General features: G+C 71.6%; 6 protein-coding genes and 1 pseudogene. 6 read left to right on the top strand and 1 reads right to left on the bottom strand.

The annotated features are described in order from the left end of the window. Positions 1-127: 127 nt before the first annotated feature. The 4 genes and pseudogenes from ACZ38L_RS37195 to ACZ38L_RS37180 form a co-directional block, all read left to right on the top strand. A pseudogene (locus tag ACZ38L_RS37195) lies at positions 128-661 on the top strand (RNA polymerase sigma factor); the annotation flags it as partial. 5 nt (positions 662-666) lie between these two features. Continuing rightward, a complete protein-coding gene (locus tag ACZ38L_RS37190) occupies positions 667-1263 on the top strand; it encodes a hypothetical protein (RefSeq protein WP_465702105.1) in 597 nt (198 codons plus the stop codon). Between the two features lie 230 nt (positions 1264-1493). Continuing rightward, positions 1494-1931, top strand: coding sequence for a hypothetical protein (locus ACZ38L_RS37185; protein ID WP_465702103.1), 438 nt, complete (start codon positions 1494-1496; stop codon positions 1929-1931). Further along, the gene (locus ACZ38L_RS37180; RefSeq protein WP_465702100.1) at positions 1928-5947 is read left to right on the top strand and encodes an nSTAND1 domain-containing NTPase; all 4020 of its coding nucleotides are present in this window, start codon (positions 1928-1930) and stop codon (positions 5945-5947) included. The genes ACZ38L_RS37185 and ACZ38L_RS37180 overlap by 4 nt, the downstream gene beginning before the upstream one ends. A 338-nt stretch (positions 5948-6285) precedes the next feature. Here ACZ38L_RS37180 and ku read toward each other — a convergent pair whose 3' ends face one another. Next, the gene (gene ku / locus ACZ38L_RS37175) at positions 6286-7134 is read right to left on the bottom strand and encodes a non-homologous end joining protein Ku (protein ID WP_465702107.1); all 849 of its coding nucleotides are present in this window, start codon (positions 7132-7134) and stop codon (positions 6286-6288) included. A gap of 73 nt (positions 7135-7207) precedes the next feature. Between ku and ACZ38L_RS37170 the strand changes: the two genes are divergently transcribed. Together ACZ38L_RS37170 and ACZ38L_RS37165 are read left to right on the top strand one after the other, a co-directional pair. Continuing rightward, complete coding sequence (locus tag ACZ38L_RS37170; RefSeq protein ID WP_465702098.1) at positions 7208-7957, top strand: phosphotransferase; 750 nt, start codon at positions 7208-7210, stop codon at positions 7955-7957. 326 nt (positions 7958-8283) lie between these two features. Then, positions 8284-8895, top strand: a complete 612-nt coding sequence (locus ACZ38L_RS37165; protein WP_465702096.1) for a DUF7691 family protein — start codon at positions 8284-8286, stop codon at positions 8893-8895. The last annotated feature ends 226 nt before the right edge of the window (positions 8896-9121 follow it).

The following is a 9121-nucleotide window of genomic DNA, read 5'->3' as shown; positions in this document are numbered from 1 at the left end:
CAAGCAGGGCAAGAACCTGCTCGACGCCATCACCCGGCTCTTCGACGGCAGAGGCGCCTGGATCCCCACCCCGGCCTGATCACCAAATCAGTCACTCCTCGCGTTCCACCAGCTCCACGCCCAGGCATACCTTGACTACGCCAGCCTGCACCTGCGTGACGACACCCTCGCCCTGGACCTCGTCGACGAGGTGTTCGCGCGCCTGGCCGACCACTGGGGCAAGGTCCTCCTCCAACCGGCCCCCTCCGCCTACGCCTGGGCCCTGCTGCGCCGGGTCGTCGAGGCCGAGTGCGCCCGCCAGGACGAGTACAACGCCCTGATCGAGGAGATCACCTTCGCCTACGCCGAACTCCACGAGAAAGGCCGCCAGCTCCTGGACGACCTCGAAGCCGACACCCAGTACAGCCTCGGCGCCGCCCTGGAAGACCTGGAGGACGGCATGACCCTCGCACAGGCGATCCGCAGCCTGTCCGGCAGCAAGTACGACGTGATCGTGCTGCGCTACCTGCGCGGCTACAGCATCGACAAGATCAGCACCGTGATGGGCATCGAGACCATCACCGTCCGCTCCCTCATGACCCAAGCCAGAACCAAGATCGCCGCCCGGCTCGCACCCCGCCGCGTGCTGCGCCCGGGCCCCGTTCTGCCCGACCAGGAGTGATCCCCATGCCCGACCCACTCGACAGCCTGCCCCACGCAGGCCTACTCGCAGATTCCCGCCCCATCTACGACATCGAGGCCGGCCGACACCGCATCGCCGAGAAGCTCGCCGCCCGCCGCGCCCGCCCCCGCATCCCGGCCCAACCCCCTCAGCGACCCACCCGCGACCTGCCCGCCTGGTACCCCACGGTGGACCGCGCCCGCTTAACGACCCGCTCCGCCAGCCCCGGCGGCCTGAGCGTCCAGGACCACGCGGTGCGCACCCTGCGCGCCCTAGCGGCCAGGATCGTCGCCGAGGACGACGCGCCCACCTGGCTGGACGACCTGGCCACCCGCCGCCGCGTGGAGCCGCGCGGCGAGCTGGTGTTCGCCTGCCTGCTCCACCTGGCGGGCCACCCACAGGAGGCCCAGTGGTGGTGGCAGATGGCCGCGGGCGCCGACACCTCGGAGGCCGCCTTCTGCCTCTACCTGCACCACACCAGCCGCGGCGAACTGCGCGAGGCCGATCACTGGCTCCGCCAAGCCGTTCTCCTGCACCCACCCGAACGCCGCCGCGACGCCCGCGACGTCCTCAAGATCCTCCTGCGCCGCTCCGCCCGCTGACGCGGACCATGCCCGGGATATGCGCACGAGTCCCGCAGCGGGACCTGGCTCTTCGAGGCCGGCGAGCCGCCACCTGATGGCACCCGGTGTCCGTGGGCTGTCACCCGGTGGAGCACCGGCAGTTCCTACCTGTCCAACCTCGCCGCGTAGATGCGCGCTCAGCTGGGGAGAAGAAGGCGGGATGGCAGCCGGACCAGCGCATTTGAAATCGCGTCCGGTCGAGTCCGACAATGAGCCGGTGGATAGAACTGACCGAGGGGAGGCGGGAGTTGGAACCGGAGGTGATGTCGCTGGTGTCGACGGCGGCGAGCACGCTGGTCGGCAAGCTGGCGACAGACGGGTGGGAGCAGGTCACGCGGCTGGTGGGCACGTGGTGGCGGCGGGTGCGCCCGGAGCAGGCCGAGGGCGTCGAGGCCGACCTGGTGGAGACCCGGCAGGCGCTGGCTGGTGGCTCCAACCCGCAGGATCTGGTAGCCGAATGGCGCGGGCAGCTCAAGAGCCTGCTGCGCACGGACCCGCAACTGATCGAGGAGTTGCGCGCGCTGGTCCGCGAGCTCCAACCCGAGCAGCAGGAGGCCGCCGGTATCCGGATCGAGATGCGCGCCGAGGCCAGCGGACGCGGCAAGGTCTTCCAGGCGGGCCGCGACCAGCACAACAGCGGCCATTGACAGATCCCGCCGATTCCAGGTCCGCGCCGGTCCGGCTGGAGGCCTACGCCTCCGGTGCCGGGATCATCTACCAGGCCGCCGGAAGCCAGCAGATCGCCGGACGTGACCTGCATCTGCACTTCTGGGACGGCGCCCACGAGGTCCGCCGGCTCCAGGCGGGCGCCGCCGGCCCGGACGAGTGCCCCTATCCCGGCATGTCGGCGTTCAGCGCCGAGCAGGAGCAGTGGTTCTTCGGCCGCGACCGGCTCACCGCACGCCTGGTGCAGCGGCTGTCCGAGAGCCTGCGCCAGGGCGGCGCCGTCGCCGTGGTTGCGGCCTCGGGGGCAGGCAAGTCCTCGCTGCTGCGCGCCGGCCTGGTGCCCGCGCTGGCCAAGGGGGCCTTGCCGGGCTCCCGGCACTGGCCGTGTCTGGTGTTCACGCCGGGCGACCAGCCGATGGTCGCACTGACGATGCATCTGGCCGTGCTCGCCGACGCCGATCCGGAGATGATCGAGCAGGAGCTGGCCACCGACCCACAGGCCGTGTCGGCCCGGCTGCGCACCGCCCTGGCCGAACGGGGCGCGCAGCGCCTGGCCATCATCGTCGACCAGGCCGAGGAGCTGTTCACCCTGGGAGCCGGTGAGCAGGAGCGGCGGCACTTCCTCGCCGCCCTTGAGGCACTCGGCCGCGGGGGCGCCGACGGGCCGGCGGTGCTGGTCGTCTTCGGCGTGCGCGCCGACTTCTATCCGCAGTGCGCCCGGTACGCCCTGCTGCACCAGGCGCTGGAGCACCGTCAGGTCCTGGTCGAGGCGATGTCGCGGAAAGAGGTGCGCGAGGCCGTCCTCTTCCCGGCCCGGTCGGTCGGGCTGGACCTCGAACCGGGCCTGGTGGAGCTGCTGCTGCGCGACCTCGGCGGGCCAGGCGTGGCCGGCCCGGACCGGTCCGCCGGGTCCGACCGATCCGATGGGTCCGATGGGCTCGACGAGTGCGACCAGGGCGGCCGGCTGGCCGAGTACGGGTACGAGGCGGGCCGGTTACCGCTGCTCGCCCACGCGCTCGAAGCCGTCTGGCAAGCCAGCGCCGGCTCGACCATGACGGTCGCGGGCTATCTAACCGCCGGTGGTATCCGCGGCGCGGTCGCCAACACGGCCGAGGACGTGTACCGCGATCTGGACGCCGCCGGCCGGCGCTCGGCGCAGCGGCTCTTCCCGCGCCTGGTGCGGATCGGCACCGGCGCGGCCGACACCCGCCGAGCAGTGCCCCGTGCCCGGCTGCTGGCCGAGGCCCCGGACCCCCAGGTCGCCGCGACCGTGTTGGAACGCTTCACAGACCGGCGGCTGCTGGTCCAGAGGCGGGAGGCCGTCGAGATCACGCATGAGGCGCTGCTGGACGCCTGGCCCCGGCTGCGCGGCTGGCTCGACGCTCACCGGGCGGACCACCTGCGGCGCCAGCAGATCGAGGAGGCCGCCGCCGCGTGGGAGAACGCCGGGCGCGAGGCCGGCCTGCTCTACCGGGGCACCCGCCTGGAGGCCGCGCAGGAGTTGGAAGCCCGGCTGGGCCAAGGGGAACTCGGGACGACCGAGCGGCGTTTCCTGGCCGAGTCGCGGCGCCAGCGCCGGCGCAGTGCGGCGATCCGCAGGGGTGCGATCAGCCTGCTGGCCGTGCTGTCCCTGATCGCCACCGGGAGTGCGGTGATCGCCCGGCTGCAGAGCGACCAAGCCATCGCGCAGCGCCGGGCCGCCGAGGAGCAGCGCCGTCTGGCGGTCGGCCGGGCGCTGCAGTCCGAGGCGGAGACCGCCCGTGCCAGCGACCCAGTGACCTCGCTGCGGCTCAGTCTCGGCGCGCTGGCGGTGAACCCCACCCCACAGGCCCGGGTCGGGCTGATCACCACGCTCCAGCAGTCCCGGTACGCCAGTTCCACCACGCTGGGCGGCCAGCTCACCGAGGGGTCCGAGCTGAGCCCGGACGGCACCCTGCTGGCGGTGGCGGCCGACTACTCCCCCGGCAGCACCATCTCGCTGTGGGACACCTCGGGCGCCGGTGCGGCCCGCAAGCTCGCCACGCTGCCCGTCCCCGGATCCCTGCCCTACAGTCCCGACGGCATGTCCTTCAGCCCGGACGGCCACCTGCTGATCACCGTGGAGAGCGGTGCGCGAAGGTCCGACGGCACTCCCCCGGACAGTGCGGTCGTCGCCTGGGACCTGTCCGATCGCTCCCGGCCCCAGCAGGTGCTCACGCTGACCGGCCTGAAGGACGTGCAGGGTACGGCCGTCAGCCCGGACGGCCACACCCTGGCGGCGGTGACCGGCGGCGCCCTCGGCACCCTGACCCTGTGGGACATCACCAGCCCGTCGGCTCCCCGGCAGCTGTCCGCACCGACCAGCGCGTTCGACTCGGAGATCGTACTGTTCGGGCCGGACGGCCGCTCCCTGGTCACCGCCTCGGACACCTTCACCGCAAGCAGCGACTCCCTGGCTCCGAACACCATTACCCACACGACTGGCTGGACGCTGTGGGACGTCAGCGACCCGGGCCACCCGAGGCCCGTGTCCAGCGAGCGGGGGTTCGGCAGTGGGCTGGCCTTCAGCCCGAGCACTCCGATCCTGGCTGCCGGCGACGGCCGCACCGTGACCCTGTGGGACCTCAGCCAACCCGGCACGCCCAAGAAGCTCGCCACCCTCGACGAGCAGGCCGATGTCGAGGCCGCCCAGTTCAGCCGGGACGGCAGGTCCCTGGTGACGGCGACCTCCAGCACGGCCAAACCCGCCCTGCTGTGGGACGTCAGCGACCCCACCCACCCCGGCCCACCAGTGCAGCTGCCCAGCGACTCGGTGTCCAACGGCGCCATCGCCTTCTCCACGGACGGAAGGCAGGTCCTGCTAGCGGGCAGCTCGGGCACGGTCACTCGCTGGTCGCTGGGCACCGGCGCCGGCCCCAGCCCGCTGGCGACCGTGGCGCCTTCACCAACCGCGCTGAACGCGGCGGCCTTCAGCCCCGACGGCCGCCGTCTCGCACTCGGCGGCCTGGGCCAGGTGTCTTGCTGGGACATGTCCGATCCCGCCCATCCGCGCCAGCTGGCCTCGCTACCAGGCCTCACCGCACCGGCCGAGGTAGAGGCCGTCGCCTTCAACCACGACGGCTCGCTGCTGGCCGTCGGCACCAGCACCCGCGACGACGATGGCCTGGGCCAGATCACCCTCTGGAACGTCAGCGACCCGAACCACCCACGGCTGCTCAGCACGCTGACCCCGCCCTCGGGGGTCGCGGCCGTGGCGTTCGACTCGGCCGGATCGACCCTGGTGGCCACCGGCGGGACACTGTTCGTCGACAACGGCTGGGCCTGTCTATGGAACATCGCCAACCCCGTCGCCCCCGTCGAACTCCGAATGATCAACGGCTTCAAGTTGGCCCGGACCCCGGCGGTCTTCTCCCCCGATGGCGACACACTGGCGCTGCCCGACTCCCTGTGGAACGCCTCGACACCCGCCGCTCCCGTCCGGCTGCCCGATCCGCGCACGCTGCCGCTGGGCCAGGTCTACGGGTTCGGGCAGGCCGCGTTCAGCTCCGACAGTACGCGCCTGGCGACCGACAACAACCAGAACGTGGAGCTATGGGCCATGGACAACCATGTCCAGCCCCGCTACCTCGGCTCCTTGCAGGCGGCCGCCGGGCAGGACGACGGCACCCTCCCCTTCGCCCTCCACCCCGCCGGCCGCCTGGTGGCCATCGGTCACGAGGACGGCAGCGTGACCCTGTGGGACGTCGCCGATCCGGCGAACCCCATCCAGGTGGCCACCCTGACCGCGGCCACGGCGGCGATCACCGACATCCGATTCAGCCCGGACGGCACCTCGCTGCTCGCCACCGCGGGCAACGGCACCGCCGCGCTGTGGAACCTGGGCGACCTGCCCGCGATCGTCACCGACCCCAACGGGCGCGCCTGCCGCCTCATCGGCTCTGGCCTGACTCCCACCCAGTGGTCCCAGGACGCCCCCGGGCTGCCCTACCAACGGACCTGTCCCAACCCGGCCGACTAACCCGGCCGGCGCTGCGGCGGCGGCCGGGCACGTCCTCGGACTCCCGCGTGCCGAGATGGGCTCCACGGCCCCGCGCACCGCATCGGCCCCGGTGTCGACCAGGACGACCAGGAGGCGCGGGAACGACCTCCAGCGCCGCCCTCACGCCCGCCTGGACCCGTGGTGCTTACGCCGGATCGTGTGCGCTCGACTCGTGGCAGGCTCTGGACAGCCCGGGCAGCCGCTGCTCTCATGTGACATCGACCGGGGGCCTTGGGGGCCTCGGTCACATCCATGAGGGGGGACCCATGTCAGTGCGTACCACCGTGCGCCGCAGGGTCTCATCCAGTCGCTACCGATTAGTGGTTCTGCCGACGCTCTGTACAGCGGTCGGACAACGGGCGCCCGCCTGAGGGGCCGTGGTGTTCGCGAGTGTCCGCGAGGGCCGCTTCGAGGACGTCCATCAGATCGGGGGCGGTGCCGCCGGGCGGCAGGACCCGGGAGGCGTGGGCGTGCGGCGGCTCGATGCCCGCGAGGCGGGCTTCGACGACCTCCTCCAGGGCGTGGGCGTACTCGTCGTGCTCGGTCTCGAGGGCCAGGTCCTGGGTGACGGCGTCCATCAGGGTGCGGGCGAGTTCGACCTCGTAGGCGCGCAGCTGGATGTTCTCGGGGGCGAGGCCGGCGGCCGAGTGGATCTCGTCCGGCCACAGGAGGGTCTGCAGGACGATGACGTCCTCGCGTACCCGCAGGACGGCCAGGCTCTCTCGGGTGCGCAGGGCGACGCGGGCGACGGCGATCTGCCCGGCCTCGCGCATCGCCTCCCGCAGCAGGGCGTACGGCCGGGCGCCGGCCGGGTTCGACGGGCCAAGGAAATAGGGGCGGTCGTAGTTGATCGGGTCGACGCGGTCCGCGTCGAGAAAGCCGAGGATCTTGATCTCCCGGGCCGCGGGGAGCGGCAGGTCGGCGAGGTCGTCGCGGGTGAGGACGACCATCCGCCCGTCCGGGGCCTCGTACCCGCGCGCCACATCTTCGAGCGGCACCTCGGAACCGTCCAGCTCGCACACACGTTTGTTGTGGATCCGCCCACCATCAACGGAATGGACCAGGTGAAGGGGCACCGTGTGCCGCCCGGTCGCCGCTTCTCTGAACTTTGGCGCCGTTCCGTCCCAAGCCTCTGATCTGTAGCTCTCTGAAACCGAATTGGTGATGCCAGAGGATCACAGCGAGATGTTCCGGAGAGCGAGAACCGCTCCGCCTGCCGCCTCAGTAATGTGACTTCGCATGACCGACACCGAGATCGAGATCACTGCGGACCTGGTCCGCGACCTGCTGCACGAGCAACATCCAGACCTTGCCGGGCTGGCCATCCGCGAGGTGGCGGGCGGCTGGGGCAACCAGATGTGGCGCCTCGGGGACCAGTTGGCCGTGCGCATGCAGCGCATGGACCCCACCCCGGAGCTCCAGCTCAAGGAGCGGCGGTGGCTCCCCGTGCTGGCCCCGCGCCTGCCGCTCCCGGTGCCGACCCCGGTGCGGTTCGGTGAACCGTCCGAGCGCTTCCCCAAGCACTGGACCGTGATGACGTGGGTTCCCGGCGAGCCGCTGGACCACGCCTCGATCAGCCGCGGCGACCACGCAGCCGACACGCTGGCGGGCTTCCTCCGGGCGCTCCACGTGGAGGCGCCCGCCGAGGCGCCGATCTCTACGGACTTCGGTGCCCATCCCAGGAACTGCACGGAGGGCTTCGACCACTTCTTCCAGGCCGTTGTCCCCGACGACATCGCTGCCGACGTCCGGGCCGTCTGGGACGACGCCGTTGCGGCCCACGCGTGGGAGGGCCCGCCGGTGTGGGTGCACGGCGACCTCCATCCCCGCATGACGAAGCCTGGGTCCCGTTTCATCCGCCGTTCAGCGGTCAGTTTTCAACCGTCGCTGAGACAGGACCACCGGGAGCCTACCGAAGGGCCGGCATCGCGCCGCGCTGGCCAGGGCGTGCCGGTTTTCGAACTGCTGCGTGCCAAGGCCTCTGCATGAAGCTCGGGGTGGCGGCGAAAGCGCGGCCCCGGGCGCCGCGCCGTCCTGCGCAAGGCGATCGCCCGGTGGTGCCTGGCGGAGGATGCGCGGCTCGACGAGGTGTACGGGCTGATGGCCTGCCGGTACATGGCCCTGCACTGCATCACCGTGCCCGACCCAACTCGGGGGAACAGGTTGAACTCCCGCTCTGCCGACTGACCAAGAGCCTGAGCCACACACCGCCAGAGGCGGCCGAAGGCGGTCATCAGCTCCACGGGTGTGGCTGCTGTCGACACCTCACGACCGGCGAGGGCCTGGCTGTCCGTCACAGTGGCTACGGTGTTCGAATGAGTTCCTCCCTGAGTCTGTACCTGATCGACCCCGAGGCGATGCGTGCCCGCGTCGGCGGCGGCGACGACGCCCTGCTCGAAGAGGCCCGCGAAACCCTCGGCGCCTCTATGGCGTTCGCCGACGAGGAGTTCGCCGGCCTCATCGAGGAGGGCGCTCCCACCGCTTACGAGGCGCTGAGCGCGGTGGTGCACGGCGGGCCCTTCGGCAAGGACAAGCAGCACTTTTTTCAGTACGGGTACGCCTATGAGCGGCTGTGCGCCATGCGCGGGATCGCGCTTGACAATCGTTCCTTCAGCCCTTTCCGGGGCAGCTGGCTGGATGTCGTCGACGACGGGCTGCGGGCGCTGCGGGTCACCACGGTCTCGGTCGCGGACTTCGGCGACGGCTTCGGCCTGCCCGCCGGCATCCCGCACTACGACGTGCCGTTGTGCGCCGAGTGGACGCCCGAGCAGTGCCACGAGGCGCTTCAGCAGTTCGAGCAGTCCGAGCGTGAGGGTCACGTCCCGCCGCTGGAGCGCGAGGTGGCCCAGGCCGTCGCGGAGGTTGTCGGCTGGCTGCGCCAGGCGAGGACCTACCGCGGTTCGGGCATCGTGGGATTTGCTTCCTGACGGCGAGGCCCCGGGGCCTGCTCCAGGGCCCACTGGCCCCGGGGCAGGCCTGTACCCGCTCACGGGCCCGGACACGATCCCGTGCCGCACCGCAGTGATGAGGGCGAGAGCTGACGTCAGCTCGGGGGCCGGGCTCAGACCCGAATCCGCAGGTAGTGGCCGACGGCTGGTCAGTTGATCTCTGTGCTGGCCGTTGGCGCCGTTGCGGTGTGTCTGGGTAGGCGGA

The organism is Kitasatospora sp. NPDC024654 (genome assembly GCF_055559155.1).
The sequence above is the reverse complement of the archived record's forward strand: the minus strand, read 5'-3'. Positions and strand labels throughout refer to the sequence as shown.